The organism is Pseudoalteromonas ostreae (genome assembly GCF_018069805.1).
Lineage (GTDB): Bacteria > Pseudomonadota > Gammaproteobacteria > Enterobacterales > Alteromonadaceae > Pseudoalteromonas > Pseudoalteromonas ostreae.
In genome coordinates this window covers 18907-33961 of the sequence record NZ_JAGPYN010000028.1, presented here as the reverse complement: position 1 = coordinate 33961, position 15055 = coordinate 18907, and the positions used below count along the sequence as shown (strand labels likewise).

Here is a 15055-nt window from a genome sequence, read left to right as displayed (position 1 = left end):
TCACCTTTAAAGAGGTTTACAGATGGATTGTTTATCTATCTTTGAAAAACAAGCCAAGCGGGTTTCCTGATTGTTGCTGACGTTGATATAAAACTTGAATGGTCAGTAACAGTGCTAAAAACTCAGCACTTGGGCCTGCTAACCAAATCCCTATTTCGGCAAACAATATTGGCAGTATAAAAATCAATGGCAGGGTGAAAAAGTATATTTTTGCTAGTCGTAAAATAGCCGCTCTTTTAGCATCGCCCATGGCTTGAAATACAACACCAATCATCATTAACGGGCCTAATAAAAATAAGGACGATGACATAATAGGTAAAATACGCGCTACTTCTGCTTTAACATTTATATCGCTAACAAACATCTCCCCTAATTGGTTTTTAAGTAGCAAAACAAACAACTGGAAAAATACACAATAAATAAATGCACTGATGATAGCGATTTTAATAGCGACATTTGATCTTAACCATTTTTCCGCGCCAATGTTATTACCTAAAATAGTTTGAAACGCCATGCTCAAGCCCAATAAAGGAAGAAAAATAAACGTCATGACTCGGGTAATAATACCATAAGCCGCAACAGTCATGCTGTAGTTTTCGCTACTCCAAATTTGTAGGTTATATAAAATAAAAGCGGAAGAAAGTGCGACACCAACATAAGATAAACTTGTCGGTGCGCCTAAGGTTAAAAAGTCTAACCATAACTTACGACTTGCAGTGAAGCGCACAATAGCAATTTTTAGTGTGGTTTGACTGTAATGGCGAAAGAAATATACTGCAAACAAGGATAACGCTTGAGCTAGTAAAGTACCTGAAACGGACCCGTTCACACCCCAACCAAGCATTGCAATAAAAATGTAATTAAACATAATATTCAATAATACTGATAATATAGGAACAACCGCCATAAAAGACATTTGTCCTTCACAACGTAAACTGTCGCTATTAATGGTAAGAATAAACAATAAAGGTGAAAAAAAGATCATTAATGATAAATAATCATAACTCATACTCGACAAGCTTACTGAGCCATTATTAACAAACAGCACCAGTTGTTCGCCGGCCATTAAAAACAGTAAAATTAGCACAGTGCAAACGAATATAGATAGCGTCATCGCTTGATAGTAAGCTGAAATAGCTTCAGCTTTTTTATTGGCCCCCAACAACCTTGCCATCACACTTGAAAAGCCAGTGGAAACCCAACTTGATAAAGCCACTAGTAACATAAAGGCTGGGAATACAGAGGTAACGGCAGCAAGAGCGTGTGCGCCAACATATTCACCAAGAAAGTAAGCATCAACTAAAGAAAACGAACCATTGACCAACATCATTAAAATAATAGGTGCAGCGGTTTTAATGAATACAGACGGTAATGAACCGACAAGAAACATATTATTAGAGTGGGGCATTATTTAATTCCTAATTTATAAAATTACTTTATTGGCAAGTAAATGTCTGTTATTAGCTTATGCTCAGGTACATCATGGATAAAGTTAACATAATCATTTTCAGGTATGTCTGCTTTTATTGCACCGCTTAGATCAAAATGAAAATCTTCTGCTTTTACTATATTTGGATCAGAATAAGGGATCCCATAGGTATTACTGGTTTTGATTGGTGATAACTTGCTTGTTTTACGCCAAGCCATAAATTTCATTGAAGTTTGGTGGTGAAGTTTAGGAGCATCATAATGTGCTAGTGCTGTAACTTTTTGTTCGCTAAAGTTAATAATTTCCACATCCATTTTTTATCCGTTACTTTAGTTAACCGTATGGTTAACGTATCTGTTTTATCATGCCAGTTAAGCCACTTTGGGGACTTTCTGAATTCGGAAGGACTTTGTCCAAACTCGCGCTTAAATGCGCTTGAAAATGCTTCATAACTTTCAAATCTAGCTTCAAAAGCTATATCTATAATTTTTATTTCAGCTTTAAACACTAACCTAAAAGATGCCCGCTTTAGTCGTGACATATGAATAAACTTAATAAGGGTAAGCCCGATATAAGCCGAAAAAACACGATGAAAGTGATATTTAGAAAAACCAGATACTTGACTTAACATAGCTTGCGTTAAGTCATCAAGATTCTGATCAATATAATCACATACCCTAATAATATTTTTTCGTCGTTACTCATTTGATCAGGCTTACCCCGTTGTTTCATTCATTTTCTTTAGCATTTAGTTCACCCCTTTGTAGTTCAGATCAATACTCTGAAGATGATTTTACAGGTTGTAGTAAAAAAATATTGATTGAGGTTGCTAAGTTAGAGTGAAACCTAACTTTTAAACTGTTAAAGCTGACATGAAGCACTACATTTAAGGTAGTTAATAATTACTTACGCTGTATGTTGTTTGCACCTCTTTACACTATGAAAAATATTTAAGTTACAGCTTATTGACTAGTTTTAGTGTGCTGGTGGTGTTAGCTTAGGAGCCTATAAAATTAAATCTCACATAATGATTTTTAATGTATTAGGTATTTCTTATGACTCAAATAATGGAGCAAACAATGAAAAAAGTAGGATTGGTCGGATGGCGGGGCATGGTTGGCTCAGTATTACTGGAGCGAATGCAACAAGAAAATGATTTTGATCATATCGACACCACTTTTTTTACCACCTCGCAAACTGGTCAACTTGGTCCTGACTTAGCAGGCCCTGCAAAACCATTACTTAATGCAATGGATTTTGATTCGCTGGCAAAAATGGATATTATCATTACCTGCCAAGGGGGAGATTATACCAAAGCTGTATATCCGCAATTACGTGAAGCAGGTTGGGACGGCTATTGGATTGATGCGGCATCAGCCCTTCGTATGAGCGACGACAGTATTATTGTACTTGATCCAGTCAATAAAGATGTCATTGAACAAGGTCTTGAACAAGGTGTTAAAACTTATGTGGGTGGCAACTGCACAGTATCACTGATGTTATTAGCGTTGGGTGGTTTATTTGAGCAAGACTTGATTGAATGGGTAAGCCCAATGACTTATCAAGCTGCATCCGGTGCGGGCGCGCGCAATATGAAAGAGTTGATCGCGCAAATGGGCTCTATTCATGCAAGTGTGGCTGATAAATTAGCCGATCCACAAGCCGCTATTTTAGAAATTGATAAACTAGTAACACAACAAATTGCCTCAAGCGATCTACCACAAGAGCAATTTGGCGTGCCGCTAGCGGGTAGCTTAATTCCTTGGATTGATGTGCCAATGCCATCAGGTCAATCTAAAGAAGAGTGGAAAGCACAAGTTGAAGCGAATAAGATTTTAGGATCAAGTAAGCAACCAGTACCTGTTGACGGTTTATGTGTACGCATTGGTGCAATGCGCTGCCACTCACAAGCGATGACCATTAAACTACGTGAAGATATTAGCGTTGAGAAAATAGAACAGATATTAGCGTCACATAATCAGTGGGTTAAAGTTATCCCTAATGAGCGTGATATCACTGCTACGGATTTAACCCCAGTTAAAGTCACAGGTACACTAAGTATTCCTGTAGGGCGTATTCGTAAGTTAGCAATGGGGCCTAAATACATTAGTGCTTTTACCGTTGGCGACCAATTATTATGGGGCGCTGCAGAGCCACTGCGTCGTATGCTACGTATTATTGTTGATAATAAAGATTAATTTACTAGCTACATATAGCTAATTATAGAGGGCTGGCAATGTGCCAGCCTTTTTCTATTGTACTTTTGCATCGCTTCATTAATTTGATCGTTTCTTGCTTTAAAGTATGACAAAGTATTGAAAACTTAGTTTCTGGGTTTTAATAGTGTTTTTAGTTCTGCTATTTGTGCTTTTAGTTCATTGATTTGCCCTTGGGTTGCAGGCAATGAATCTACCTCGGCTTGCTCTTCACGAGCATTGCGATGTTCCTCTGACATAACTTCTAAAATAGCGCCTACCATCATGTTTAAAAACACGAAAGCAGTTAAAAATATAAAAGTAAGGTAGTAAACCCAACTTAATTTATAGACAGTCATGGTTTCGTACATGACGTCGGTCCAATCTTCAAAGGTTGCGATTCTGAACAGAGTCAACATTGAGATTGACACATCTCCCCATAGAAATGGGTTTATATCAGAAAATAACATGCTGCCAGTTGCGGCATAAATATAGAAAATAACAAACATTAACAGCGCAATGTAGCCCATTTGTGGTATGGCTTTTAATAATGAGTTAACCAACAAACGTAGTTCTGGTACCATTGAGATTAAACGTAGTACACGGAATATTCGTAGTAAACGGGCTATAAAAATGGTCGAACCTGCAGCTGGATATAAACTGCCAATGACGATTATAAAGTCAAAGATATTCCATCCTTTACTAAAAAAGTCTTTTAAGCCTTTACTTGCAATATAGCGGATAATTAGTTCTATTAAGAAAAACACCGTGATCCCCACATCCATCCAATGTAAAGCAAATTCAACAGTGGGGTGTAACGAATAGGTGTGTGCACCAACGGTGAGCGCTGATACAACAATAACGGCGATAACAAATGATTGAAATAGTTTACTTTTATCGATACGCTGGAACAGCTCTTGTAACTGCGACAACATCATAATTAGCCCTTAACGGTTAGTAATAGAAAACGTTTGCAATATACAGCAAAATCGTCAGGGATAAATTACTTTTCCAGTTTAAAATGTAAGGAATTTTTAATGTTTTCCAATAGCCTTAAATGGGTTGTAAGTGCCTTAGCGGTACTGTTTTTAACCGGCTGTAGCACTGCTGCACGCTATCATGAAGTTCAAGCTGCACGTTTAAGTGAATGCAGCCATATGGCTGATAAAGAATATCATGAATGTATAAAGCGCCAAGAAAACGGTTATAAAGAATTTAAAAACCAGCAAGACATAGTTCTAGAGAACGATTCAAGCCAAGAGCACACCACTAAAAATGACTAAAACGCAAAAACAGATCGATAAATTATTACGCACAACCTTAACAGGCGCATGCGAGCATATCAAAGATCATCTAACAGGCTTTAGTTGGTTAACTCATTATATAGATTTAAAAAAACCGACTTTATCACTCAAAGTCAGGTGTTATTTTATTGATGCTGTTGCTCTTGAACAGGCAAAACAACAGCAACATCTAGCGTTAGTCGAAAGTATTATAGTGGCAGAGCTGGCTGTTATTAACTTAATCCCTCAAGAGATTCTGTTTTTAGCCGATTAAATTTATGGAAAACTAATGTGTCTAATGTAATCAAAAGCCTGACTGTTCACTTATCAATCACCTTAAACGCAGGTGAACTATATCAGCACATGTAAAGATAGCGATTACAGTGCTTTAGTTTGGTATCACAGTGACATACAGCTATAATCTAAAAAAATAGTAAAAGAGATCCATTATGGCAGTACCTACTCGTTCACAAATCACCCCTGGCACCGAAGTTAATATCGTCTTAAAACAAGATCAGCGTAGCGGCACATTAACGCAAGGTATTGTTGAGCGCCTTTTGACTAAATCACCCAATCATCCGCATGGTATTAAAGTGCGCTTAGAGAATGGTCAAGTAGGGCGAGTGAAAGAGATTTTGTCATGAGTGCACTTACTTTAAGCGAATTCTGGCAATTAGTTACCGTTGCAGATAGAACCGCTGAGCCAGAATCAGTTAGTGAACGTTTAAAAGTGCTACTTACAGATTTAAGCGATGCACAGCTCATTGAATTTGATAAGCAATTTAGCATTTGTATGCGCCAAAGTTATACTTGGGAGCTATTCGGTGCTGCGTTTGTAATGGCCGGTTGCAATGATGAATACGGTTTCTCAGAATTTCGTTGTTGGTTAATCTCTCGTGGCGAAGCAGCTTTTAATGCTGCGCTTGAAAATGCTGATTCTTTGGCTGATTGCACACCTGTTTATCATTTAAACGAGCAGCCTTATCCTTACTTAGATGAGTATGACTTGATCGCTGGTTTATTATATGAACAGCGTAATGAAGACGAATTACCCTTTGCTCCTTCAGGCCTTGATCAACCCAAAGGTAAGCGCTTTAAAGATAAGCCTAAATTTTTAAAGTTGGCATATCCGCAACTATTTGCTAAATATTGGCAGTAACATAATATTAAAAACCAACCATGACTCAGTATACTGGCTGGTTTTTATTTTAATCACCGTAGCTATGCTATGCTGAGTATATAAATCAATAAATGTCAGGTATTTAATGCGCTATCGTAAAGTATTACTGTGTTTAGTGTCGGTTTGTTTAACTACAGTTGTCAGTGCTAAAACTGAGCTGCCAAGTAATAAAAGTCAGTTTATTAATTTATTCAATACTAAGGTTGGTAGTTATCAATTGGTATCAGGTGAGGCTAAAATGTGTGCTGGTGGACAGTTAGCATGGCTTGATGCAAATGAGCCTGATCTTGGCTTTAAGCTCGGTGATGAAATTATTTTTAATAACTTACACCATGGCACACAAACGAATAAAGTCGCTAACTTTTGTTTGGTCACTACTAAGTATAAATACACCACGCAAAGCATTACCATGTCACTACGCCATACTCGCTGTGAAAACGAGACAGATAATTTAGACACGAGCCAAACGCTGCGTTTTATTTCGCCTACAACGCTTGCGTACAGTGTAGAGAGCAGTAATGTTCGTTGTCAGTTTGAACTACAACTTTAAATTTAACGATAATGTGAGTTTTTTATAAATCACAACTTATTTTCGGTAAATGCTGCCAACGCGTTGTGTACTGAGGCGATAAAAATGCACGCTTCATATGCCATGCTTGGCTTTGTTGTTGACTTGCCAGAGTTAGCGTATCGCAGCCGTATCGCTTATTAATTGAATCTAAACACTCCATTAGTTTTATGTTGTCTTGGCTAGAAGCAAATAGGTCGGGTTGTTGAAACTGTTGTGAACTAAGCTCGAGTGCACCCACACCACATTTATAAAAACGGACGTTGTGTTGATATAGCTGCGTAAATATTTCGCTAATTGCTTTAGCAAATACACGGCTATCTGCGCTAGATACGGGTAACTCATACACTAATGATTTTTTATAGTAATGTGACTCATGGGGCGAGCTTGCCACAAATAGTAACAGGCGTTTAGTTAAGGAGCGTTGCTGACGTAGCTTGCGAGCGACAATAATACTGTGATTGATCAACGCTGTTTTTAATGCAACCGGATCAGTTAAACGTTCACCAAAACTACGGGTCGAAAAAATTTCACGCTTATTTTGGCGTACATCATCCCAATTTAAACACACACTGCCATTTAGCTCATTAACTGTACGCTCAAGCACTACGCTAAATAAACGTTTCATACGTTGTGGTGTTTGTTTGGCTAAATCAAGCGCGCTGTTAATGTTAAGTAGTTTGAGTTTTTTAGCTAAACGTTTGCCAACGCCCCAGACATCAGCCACATCCATCGCGGCTAAAATGTGTTGCCGTGTTTGTTCGCTATCAATCACTGCAACCCCATTAAAACCGTTGAGCTTTTTAGCAGCATGATTAGCTGCTTTAGCAAGGGTTGGTGTAGGGCCAAAGCCAACTCCAACAGGGAGTTTTGTTTCGCGCCAAACTGTGCGACGAATTAACTGGCCATACTGATGCCAGTCATTAATGAGTGGGGTAAAGCCGTTAAACTGCAAAAATGCTTCATCAATCGAATATACGCGTTGGGTGTCGCAAAAACGGCTGATCACATTCATCATTTTATCGCTTAGATCCGCGTACAACTCATAATTAGATGAGCGAATAACCACCTTATGTTTGGCCAGTAAATGTTTAACTTTAAAGTAGGGCTGAAATTTCGGGATATTTAAGCGCCGCGCGATTGGGCATATCGCACAAATGCAGCCATCGTTATTGGTTAATACCACAACAGGTTTTGAGCGGATCGCTGGATCAAATACTTTTTCAGCGCTGGCGTAAAACGCCACTGCATCAACTAAGCAATACATTGGCGAAGCTCAGCACTAGAGCGATGTAATCGAATCGAACGAGTAACCACACCTTCTAATTGAAATTCATCACTATCAGTCAGTTGGACTGGGGGATATAAGTCTGATGCAGAGAGTAGCCGTGCATTCGTTTTATCTAATAATTTACAAACAAATAAACCATTTAAGTTAGCTACAATGACATCACCATTTTTAGCTTCTTCGGCGCGATCAACCAATAATAAATCGCCGTCGAAAATACCGACCTCTTGCATTGAGCAGCCGGATGCCATACCAATAAACGTCGCATCAGGGTGTTTGATCAATAGCTGATCCAGTGATAAACCAAGTTCTTTATACTGAGCAGCAGGTGATTCAAACCCGCATATGCCCGCTTCGATATAAATAGGAATAACAAACATAAATAATTAACCAAACACAAGCACTGTATAAGTGTACAGTATATGTGTTTTAGTTAACTTATGCCAAGTAATGAAGTTGCGATCACTGCATATTTTTAATCATTTTTTGAGCAGTATCTAAAAAGTCATTGATTTGTTGAGAGTTTAAGTTTTTGCACATTTGCTCATTAACATGCTGTTCGGCGTTTAATAGTTTGTCATAAAGAGCATGACCTTCAGAGGTAAACGATAAGATAAAGCAACGCTTATCGTGCTCACTGGCATCTTTGTCAATCAGATTTAATGTAATTAATTCTTTAACTAAGCGTGCAATTTGCGCTTTATCGCGCTGGGTTTGATTCACAATATCGTTAGCAGTGCAGTGAGTTGTCGCTGCAATAATATGTAGACAACGCACATGCATTGCGTTTAACCCAAGCTCACCTGCATTAATGGCTTCGCGTATGGTAACGCGATAACTTTGCATTAAAGCAAATAATGTATTGGCCAATGAAGAGTTCATAATAAATCCATAATGGTTGACAATGTCAATTAAATTGCTATAGTTGATTTTATCAACCAATGGGGCGTTGTGCAATTAAACACGTAAATAAATCTTCTGAGGAGATCAAAATGAGTAGAAAAGTACGTCGTGCAACCGTAATAAGCACAACAGCGATAGCTCCGCATTTAAAGCGTCTGGTTGTTGGCTCAGATGAGTTTCATGATTTTCCTGCGGATCAACAAGGTGCGTACGTAAAAGTACTATTACCACATGCTGGACAAGATGAGGTTGAAATTGACCTCAAAGCCGCTAACCCTGCACCTAAGCGCTCATATACAATCAGAGCGATTGATACTATTAACCATACAATTACGCTTGATTTTGTCGTCAATCAGCATCGTGGTATCGCAACTGATTGGGCTAAACAAGCAAAGCTTGGTGATAAACTCGCAATTGCAGGCCCTGGCCCTAAAAAGCTTGATGACTTTAGTCACTCGCAGTATTTGATGATTGCTGATTTAACCTCAGTTAATGCTATTAACGGGTATTTACAGCAACTACCTGCAACAGCTGATGTTGATGTGATCATACACGTTACAGACTCGCAAGATATCATCAAATTAGATACGATAGAGGCGCATACTAAACATCGTATTAAGTGGTTGGTTACGACTGAGCCACAAATAGAGTTAGTAGAGCAGGTCACGCACTGTTTAAATCAATACATGGGCACACCATTAATTTTTATGGGGCTTGAAGGCTCACTTGTGCGCACAATTCAAAACCTTGCAAAAGAGCAGTTTGCGATCCCCAGTGCGAAAATAGTGTGTTCAGCGTATTGGAAGCGTGGCATCGATGCTGATGGTAAACCGACGCTTTAGTGGGTGTAATAGTCAGCTAATTTTGTAGAGATTATATAGCCCTGATGCATTGCATATTAAACTTATGTAACAAGCTGTGTTGGGTGTCTGCTCTGAGCTAGTTATGAATGGTTGTCATTTATTGCGCGTTCGTCACTAGATGATGCCGCTACTCTTTATTTAGCGAAACGCGAATCGGTCAAAAAAGGCACTAAGAAGTACAAATTAAATACTTTTAACCTTTTAATTACAGGGACCTAATACGAGCAGGCTGCATACTTTCAGCCATAACATAAAACTCATACTTCTGGATATACATTTGCCTACCACATTAATTCTGCTTTAATTAAATTTGTGCCTGCCTTTCATTATCTTCATTTAGTTCCATGATTTAACTTATAAATATACCATCACTGACAATTGGTGGTATATTTATAATGACAACAATAATTTTATAACGAGCTAAACTAATTTTTTAAAACAACAAAGTGCAAAGGTAATGGGAAAATTAATAGCAGCAATATTTATCATGATGAGTTTTTCAAGTATGTCAGAAACCGCTAAAGTTCAGCTTTTTATGGCAGGGGATTCAACCATGTCAATTAAAGAAGTGAAGGATTACCCTGAAACAGGCTGGGGTATGCCGTTTAGTATATTTTTTAATGACAGCATCGAGGTTAAAAATCGTGCTAAAAATGGTCATAGTACACGCACCTTCATCAGTGAAGGTACGTGGGCGAGCATTATAAATGAACTTAATAAAGATGATTGGGTGATCATTCAATTTGGTCATAATGATCAGTCAAAACAGAAAGTGGACCGCTACACCACACCTGAGCAATATAAACAAAACTTGGTTAATTTTATTGCCGAAGTAAGAGCAAAGCAGGCACAGCCATTATTGATGACTCCGGTAATACGACGCAACTTTAATGAAAAAGGTCAAATCAAAGACACCCATCCTATTTATGCTGATATAGTCAGAGATGTAGCCCAGCAAACAAGGGTCGATTTTATTGACATGGAACGAGTAACCCAACTGTATTTTCAAAAGCTAGGTGGCATCAACTCACGCTTGCGCTTTATGCATATAGCACCTAACTTGCACCCAAATTACCCAATGGGCGTAGAAGACAATACTCATTTCAATGAACTCGGGGCTAGAGAAGTTGCTCAATTAGTATTAACAGAAATGAAAAGAATAAATCACCCACTCGTTAAACAATTACGCATACCTGATGAAAAACACTTAAAATAAAAGCAATACTTGGCTTACCAACTGGCGTAGATGAGTATCCACAGTTTTTAGTCATAATCTCAAAACAGCGTATCTTAGCGTTACTACGTGGTAACCCCTTATGATTAAAAGCATAATCACAGTAAATTAAGCGAAGGTACACTTAACCCCCGTTACACTACAGAAGTTAGCTAATACAGAATGTTTGCTAGTTTCTGAACTCTCCTTATAAGTGCAAATACAGCACTGATATTACTTAAGCTGGTATTCTGTTTTTCTAATCAATTCGATTTATATAATCAATTTTAACGTTTAAGTTAAACACATTAAAATGAAGCTATAAACCAATAAAGTAATTACAAAGGAAGGCATATTTTGAAACCTCAAGATCCTAAAATCACAAATTCTTTCGATAAAACAGCATTGATCGCGGAAGGAGGTGGGCAACGAGGGATCTTTACCGCAGGTGTCCTAGATGCATGGCTTGAACATGAATATGACCCATTTGATTTATTTATTGGTACTTCTGCAGGTTCACAAAACCTAACTAGTTATTTAGCTCGCCAAAAAGGGTATGCCAAACGCTTAATAAGAGGGCTTTCGCGCCATAAGCGGTTTTTTCAATTAGGCCGTGGTTTGGTGGGTAAACATATAGTCGACTTAGACTGGTATTTTGATAAAACTACCGAAGTAAACAGAGCACTTGATTTTAAAACGGCAAAAGCAAGTTTGGGTGAACGAGAGCTACTCATCACCGCAACCAATGCGCGTGATCGTAAACCTTATTTTTTATCACCAACTGGTGAAGGGCAACAATGGCGAGATCTATTAAAAGCATCAAGTGCGCTGCCATTTTTATATAAACAAGGTGTAAGGTTAACGCCGTGGTTAAACGCATTAGCTGCTAATGAAATAGATAAAACTGATGACCTACACGCTGAGTCAGACTTTTACTTAGATGGTGGCCTTGCAGCGCCACTACCAGTACGCGAAGCCTATAATCGTGGTGCACGTAAAATAGTGGTAATACGCACTGCTGATCAAGATTTCCAAGCGCAATCGGCATGGGTAAACAAATTAAAAGCGTTTGTTTGTGCATCAGGGTACTGCCCAAAAACATTAGATTACTTATTACAACACGAACAAGCGTATGAAGATGAGTTAGCATTTATTGCCAACCCTCCGAAAGATGTAGAAATAATACAAATTTTTGCAAACCAAAAGCTTTCGAGCAAATTACTTGGTAGTTCAACCAGTGATCTACGTCGTGATTACAAATTAGGTTTATTGGCAGGTAATAACTATTTTACTGAACAATATCCAGTAAACAATGTGCACACTGTTGCTATAGCCAACTAACTACTGATGTTGATAGATTCATGACACTGATCCTGACGCCAATTAAGTAAACTTACTAACTGCTACTGACAAACATGGACGGTATTGTAGAAGGGGGTGCATAACTTTTTATTGGTTTAACACTCTCAGTACTTGCTAATTTATATCAGCAAGATAAAGTATTGCCAACTAAATATTCTCAAATCTAGCATATCTATGCCATTTTAGGTTGGGAAATAATAACAAGGGCAAATATGTTTGATTTAATCGTAGGCAGTATAAATAACCTGCTTTGGGGCGAAGGACAAATACTGATCTACATTTTACTGTTTACAGGGATTTGGTTTTCGGTACGTTTAAAAGCAATTCAACTTGTTAAATTTAAGCATATGTTTAGCCTGTTAAAAGGCAGTAGTAAGTGTAATAAAAACGATATTTCATCATTTCAAGCGCTTTGTACTGGGCTGTGTGCTCGAGTAGGGACAGGTAATTTAGCTGGTGTGGCAGTTGCTATATCACTCGGTGGTAGCGGCGCCATATTTTGGATGTGGGTCATTGCTATACTGGGCATGGCAACCGGATTTGCAGAAAGTATTTTAGGCCAGGTATATAAAATTCGCGACAGCAATGGCGAGTTTAGAGGTGGCCCTGCGTATTATATTCAACAAGGCTTAGGCAGTCGCAGCTTTGCCATTATTTTCGCTTTATGCTTGTTTTTAGGTTACGGCTTTACCTTTAGCGCCATGCAAACCAACACCATTACTGATGCATTAAATTACGCATTTGAAATACCCACTTTTTACTCAGGTGTTGTGATCACACTTTTAGCAGGCTCTATTATTTTAGGGGGCTTTAAAGCCATTGCCCGATTCGCCGAGCGAGTAGTACCTGTTATGGGTATCGTGTTTGTGCTTGTTGCTGTAGTAATTACATTGATTAACTTCACCCAAGTACCTGCCATGCTTAAAGATATATTTTTATCAGCGTTTGGCTTGCAAGAAGCTGGTGCAGGCGCCATGGGTGCAGCCATTAAAAATGGTATACAACGCGGTTTATATTCTAATGAGGCTGGCGCGGGAAGTGTGCCGCATGCATCGGCAAGTGCCAGTCCAATGCCAAACCACCCAGCTACACAAGGCTACATACAAATGTTAGGGGTCTTTTTCGATACCATCGTATTGTGCAGTTGTACCGCGGTTATTATTTTATTGGCCGATGTAGATATAAGCGGCGAAATGGAAGGCATACGCTTAACGCAAAGCGCTATGACCTCACATTTAGCACAAGGTGGGGTGTATTTTGTAGCCGCTGCCATTACTTTATTTGCTTTTACCTCGGTGGTTGCTAACTACGCCTACGCCGAAAGTAACCTCCACTTATTTAAGCTCGATAACAAAGTAGGGCGCGGTATTTATACTTTGCTTTATTTATCAATGATGTTGTGGGGCGCATCAGCCACCTTAAAACAAGTATGGGATTTAGCTGATATTGCTCTAGGGTTAATGACAGTAGTAAACGTAATCGCTATTATACTACTCACACCGACTATTTTGTCTGTTACTAACGACTACCACGCACAAAGAGACAAAGGCATAGAGCCTGAGTTTAAGGTAAAAAACGTAAAAGTGCAGGGTAAATGTGAAGACGGAATTTGGGATTAAGATTAAAGTTTAAACGTGTTGTTATTGCATAAATATTCATTTTTAAATTTGGCTTTAACAACATTAAACTGCGACTCTACAGGTAGTATTTTTAGATGATCGACATTTATGCGGGTAAAACTGCAGCAAAAATAATAAACGAACAAGGTTTTAAACCCGAGCTTTTTACCTCGTTTTTAGGGGCAAGTGGTGGCCCTAAATGGTTTACCTTATTTGGTTTAGACAAATATATATTTGGCGAATTTTTTAAACATCGCACCCAACCGCTTAATTTAATTGGCTCATCGGCAGGGGCTTTTCGTTCAGCCTGTTTTGCACAAAACGATCCAGTTGCAGCCATTAAGCGGTTAGCGAAATCGTATTCGCAAACCCGATATTCTAGTAATAAACCAACGCCCGCTGAAATTACACTAAAAGCCCGCGCATTATTAGATGATGTATTTGGTGATGATGGCGTTACTGAAATTATAAATAATCCCGTTTTTAAAGCGCATTTTATTGTCGCAAAATCTAACGGGTTTATTGCCAGCGAACATAAATTAATACAGCTTTTGGGTTTATCAAAAAGTTATATGCTTAACCGAGTTAATCGAAAATTATTAGGTAGGCAATATGAGCGTTTTATTTTTGGCGCGGCCAATAGTAATTTAAGTATTACCGACAGCTACAATTTTAAAACCAAAAATATCGCACTCACACAAACAAATTTAAAAGATGCCTTACTTGCATCGGGCTCTATACCACTAGTAATGCAAGGTATAAAAAATATTGCCGGTTCGCCACCAGGAATTTACCGCGATGGCGGCATTATTGATTACCACTTTGATTTAAAAATTAATAACCCTGGCTTAATTTTGTATCCGCATTTTAATTCAGATCCAAAAGCAGGGTGGTTCGATAAAAATTTAAAACGAAAAGTGTCACCACAAAATTACGACAACGTGGTGATGATCACCCCATCAAAAGAATTTGTAGCCAACTTACCTTACGGAAAAATCCCAGACAGAAACGACTTTACTGATCTTGATGCCGACACGCGTATTAAATATTGGAACACCGTATTTAGAGAAACAGAAAAACTGGCTGAAGCGTTTGATAAAAAATTAAATAATTTCATTGATGTTCCAAATAATAAAATGTAGTTTTCAATAG

At 38.3% G+C, this 15055-nt stretch carries 18 protein-coding genes; 11 read left to right on the top strand and 7 right to left on the bottom strand.

Annotated features, from left to right (window positions below):
• Nucleotides 1–31: 31 nt before the first annotated feature.
• Genes J7338_RS17955 through J7338_RS20860 form a run of 3 tightly spaced genes read right to left on the bottom strand, consistent with a single transcriptional unit; the run spans nucleotide 32 to nucleotide 2060 of the window.
• Nucleotides 32–1408, bottom strand: coding sequence for an MATE family efflux transporter (locus J7338_RS17955; protein ID WP_210798331.1), 1377 nt, complete (start codon nucleotides 1406–1408; stop codon nucleotides 32–34).
• A 23-nt stretch (nucleotides 1409–1431) separates the two neighbouring features.
• The gene (locus J7338_RS20865; RefSeq protein ID WP_228733029.1) at nucleotides 1432–1743 is read right to left on the bottom strand and encodes a GyrI-like domain-containing protein; all 312 of its coding nucleotides are present in this window, start codon (nucleotides 1741–1743) and stop codon (nucleotides 1432–1434) included.
• A complete protein-coding gene (locus J7338_RS20860; RefSeq protein WP_228733027.1) occupies nucleotides 1695–2060 on the bottom strand; it encodes a helix-turn-helix domain-containing protein in 366 nt (121 codons plus the stop codon). The genes J7338_RS20865 and J7338_RS20860 overlap by 49 nt, the downstream gene beginning before the upstream one ends.
• Nucleotides 2061–2484: 424 nt before the next feature.
• Here J7338_RS20860 and asd point away from each other — a divergent pair, with 424 nt between their 5' ends.
• On the top strand, nucleotides 2485–3627 hold the full coding sequence (asd, locus tag J7338_RS17945) for an aspartate-semialdehyde dehydrogenase (protein WP_210798330.1): 1143 nt from the start codon (nucleotides 2485–2487) through the stop codon (nucleotides 3625–3627).
• 125 nt (nucleotides 3628–3752) lie between these two features.
• Here asd and J7338_RS17940 read toward each other — a convergent pair whose 3' ends face one another.
• Nucleotides 3753–4559, bottom strand: a complete 807-nt coding sequence (locus tag J7338_RS17940; RefSeq protein WP_210798346.1) for an ion transporter — start codon at nucleotides 4557–4559, stop codon at nucleotides 3753–3755.
• A gap of 102 nt (nucleotides 4560–4661) precedes the next feature.
• On the opposite strand from J7338_RS17940, the gene J7338_RS17935 reads away from it, so the two are divergent.
• The 5 genes from J7338_RS17935 (at nucleotide 4662) to J7338_RS17915 (ending at nucleotide 6637) form a co-directional block, all read left to right on the top strand.
• Complete coding sequence (locus tag J7338_RS17935) at nucleotides 4662–4907, top strand: hypothetical protein (RefSeq protein WP_210798329.1); 246 nt, start codon at nucleotides 4662–4664, stop codon at nucleotides 4905–4907.
• Entirely contained in the window at nucleotides 4900–5181 is a 282-nt protein-coding gene (locus J7338_RS17930) for a hypothetical protein (protein ID WP_210798328.1), read from the top strand. The genes J7338_RS17935 and J7338_RS17930 overlap by 8 nt, the downstream gene beginning before the upstream one ends.
• 175 nt (nucleotides 5182–5356) lie before the next feature.
• Nucleotides 5357–5551 carry a YwbE family protein gene (locus tag J7338_RS17925; protein ID WP_210798327.1) on the top strand — a complete coding sequence of 65 codons (195 nt, stop codon included), beginning with the start codon at nucleotides 5357–5359 and terminating at the stop codon, nucleotides 5549–5551.
• Entirely contained in the window at nucleotides 5548–6066 is a 519-nt protein-coding gene (locus J7338_RS17920) for a DUF4240 domain-containing protein (protein WP_210798326.1), read from the top strand. The genes J7338_RS17925 and J7338_RS17920 overlap by 4 nt, the downstream gene beginning before the upstream one ends.
• A gap of 106 nt (nucleotides 6067–6172) precedes the next feature.
• Nucleotides 6173–6637, top strand: coding sequence for a hypothetical protein (locus tag J7338_RS17915; protein ID WP_145239144.1), 465 nt, complete (start codon nucleotides 6173–6175; stop codon nucleotides 6635–6637).
• Between the two features lie 22 nt (nucleotides 6638–6659).
• On the opposite strand, the gene J7338_RS17910 is transcribed toward J7338_RS17915, so the two are convergent.
• The 3 genes from J7338_RS17910 to J7338_RS17900 form a co-directional block, all read right to left on the bottom strand.
• Nucleotides 6660–7922: a Y-family DNA polymerase gene (locus tag J7338_RS17910; RefSeq protein ID WP_210798325.1), complete on the bottom strand. Its 1263-nt coding sequence runs from the start codon at nucleotides 7920–7922 to the stop codon at nucleotides 6660–6662.
• Nucleotides 7910–8323: a LexA family protein gene (locus J7338_RS17905; RefSeq protein WP_210798324.1), complete on the bottom strand. Its 414-nt coding sequence runs from the start codon at nucleotides 8321–8323 to the stop codon at nucleotides 7910–7912. Before J7338_RS17905 ends, J7338_RS17910 begins: the two co-directional genes overlap by 13 nt.
• Nucleotides 8324–8405: 82 nt before the next feature.
• Complete coding sequence (locus J7338_RS17900; RefSeq protein ID WP_210798323.1) at nucleotides 8406–8825, bottom strand: MarR family winged helix-turn-helix transcriptional regulator; 420 nt, start codon at nucleotides 8823–8825, stop codon at nucleotides 8406–8408.
• Between the two features lie 110 nt (nucleotides 8826–8935).
• Between J7338_RS17900 and J7338_RS17895 the strand changes: the two genes are divergently transcribed.
• The 5 genes from J7338_RS17895 to J7338_RS17875 all read left to right on the top strand — a co-directional run bounded on the left by J7338_RS17895 (nucleotide 8936) and on the right by J7338_RS17875 (nucleotide 15045).
• Nucleotides 8936–9688 (top strand): siderophore-interacting protein, encoded by a 753-nt coding sequence (locus J7338_RS17895; RefSeq protein WP_210798322.1) that lies wholly within the window; start codon nucleotides 8936–8938, stop codon nucleotides 9686–9688.
• Nucleotides 9689–10166: 478 nt separating this feature from the next.
• Nucleotides 10167–10925 (top strand): rhamnogalacturonan acetylesterase, encoded by a 759-nt coding sequence (locus J7338_RS17890; RefSeq protein ID WP_210798321.1) that lies wholly within the window; start codon nucleotides 10167–10169, stop codon nucleotides 10923–10925.
• Nucleotides 10926–11279: 354 nt separating this feature from the next.
• Complete coding sequence (locus J7338_RS17885; protein ID WP_210798320.1) at nucleotides 11280–12263, top strand: patatin-like phospholipase family protein; 984 nt, start codon at nucleotides 11280–11282, stop codon at nucleotides 12261–12263.
• Between the two features lie 233 nt (nucleotides 12264–12496).
• Complete coding sequence (locus J7338_RS17880) at nucleotides 12497–13903, top strand: alanine/glycine:cation symporter family protein (protein ID WP_210798319.1); 1407 nt, start codon at nucleotides 12497–12499, stop codon at nucleotides 13901–13903.
• A gap of 95 nt (nucleotides 13904–13998) precedes the next feature.
• Entirely contained in the window at nucleotides 13999–15045 is a 1047-nt protein-coding gene (locus J7338_RS17875; protein WP_210798318.1) for a patatin-like phospholipase family protein, read from the top strand.
• Nucleotides 15046–15055 lie beyond the last annotated feature (10 nt).

Excerpts from the sequence above, each read along its gene's own strand:
- J7338_RS17955 (WP_210798331.1), bottom strand. The coding sequence starts at position 1,408 with ATGCCCCACTCTAATAATATGTTTCTTGTCGGTTCATTACCGTCTGTA.
- J7338_RS20865 (WP_228733029.1), bottom strand. The coding sequence starts at position 1,743 with ATGGATGTGGAAATTATTAACTTTAGCGAACAAAAAGTTACAGCACTA.
- J7338_RS20860 (WP_228733027.1), bottom strand. The coding sequence starts at position 2,060 with ATGTTAAGTCAAGTATCTGGTTTTTCTAAATATCACTTTCATCGTGTT.
- asd (WP_210798330.1), top strand. The coding sequence starts at position 2,485 with ATGACTCAAATAATGGAGCAAACAATGAAAAAAGTAGGATTGGTCGGA.
- J7338_RS17940 (WP_210798346.1), bottom strand. The coding sequence starts at position 4,559 with ATGTTGTCGCAGTTACAAGAGCTGTTCCAGCGTATCGATAAAAGTAAA.
- J7338_RS17935 (WP_210798329.1), top strand. The coding sequence starts at position 4,662 with ATGTTTTCCAATAGCCTTAAATGGGTTGTAAGTGCCTTAGCGGTACTG.
- J7338_RS17930 (WP_210798328.1), top strand. The coding sequence starts at position 4,900 with ATGACTAAAACGCAAAAACAGATCGATAAATTATTACGCACAACCTTA.
- J7338_RS17925 (WP_210798327.1), top strand. The coding sequence starts at position 5,357 with ATGGCAGTACCTACTCGTTCACAAATCACCCCTGGCACCGAAGTTAAT.
- J7338_RS17920 (WP_210798326.1), top strand. The coding sequence starts at position 5,548 with ATGAGTGCACTTACTTTAAGCGAATTCTGGCAATTAGTTACCGTTGCA.
- J7338_RS17915 (WP_145239144.1), top strand. The coding sequence starts at position 6,173 with ATGCGCTATCGTAAAGTATTACTGTGTTTAGTGTCGGTTTGTTTAACT.
- J7338_RS17910 (WP_210798325.1), bottom strand. The coding sequence starts at position 7,922 with ATGTATTGCTTAGTTGATGCAGTGGCGTTTTACGCCAGCGCTGAAAAA.
- J7338_RS17905 (WP_210798324.1), bottom strand. The coding sequence starts at position 8,323 with ATGTTTGTTATTCCTATTTATATCGAAGCGGGCATATGCGGGTTTGAA.
- J7338_RS17900 (WP_210798323.1), bottom strand. The coding sequence starts at position 8,825 with ATGAACTCTTCATTGGCCAATACATTATTTGCTTTAATGCAAAGTTAT.
- J7338_RS17895 (WP_210798322.1), top strand. The coding sequence starts at position 8,936 with ATGAGTAGAAAAGTACGTCGTGCAACCGTAATAAGCACAACAGCGATA.
- J7338_RS17890 (WP_210798321.1), top strand. The coding sequence starts at position 10,167 with ATGGGAAAATTAATAGCAGCAATATTTATCATGATGAGTTTTTCAAGT.
- J7338_RS17880 (WP_210798319.1), top strand. The coding sequence starts at position 12,497 with ATGTTTGATTTAATCGTAGGCAGTATAAATAACCTGCTTTGGGGCGAA.
- J7338_RS17875 (WP_210798318.1), top strand. The coding sequence starts at position 13,999 with ATGATCGACATTTATGCGGGTAAAACTGCAGCAAAAATAATAAACGAA.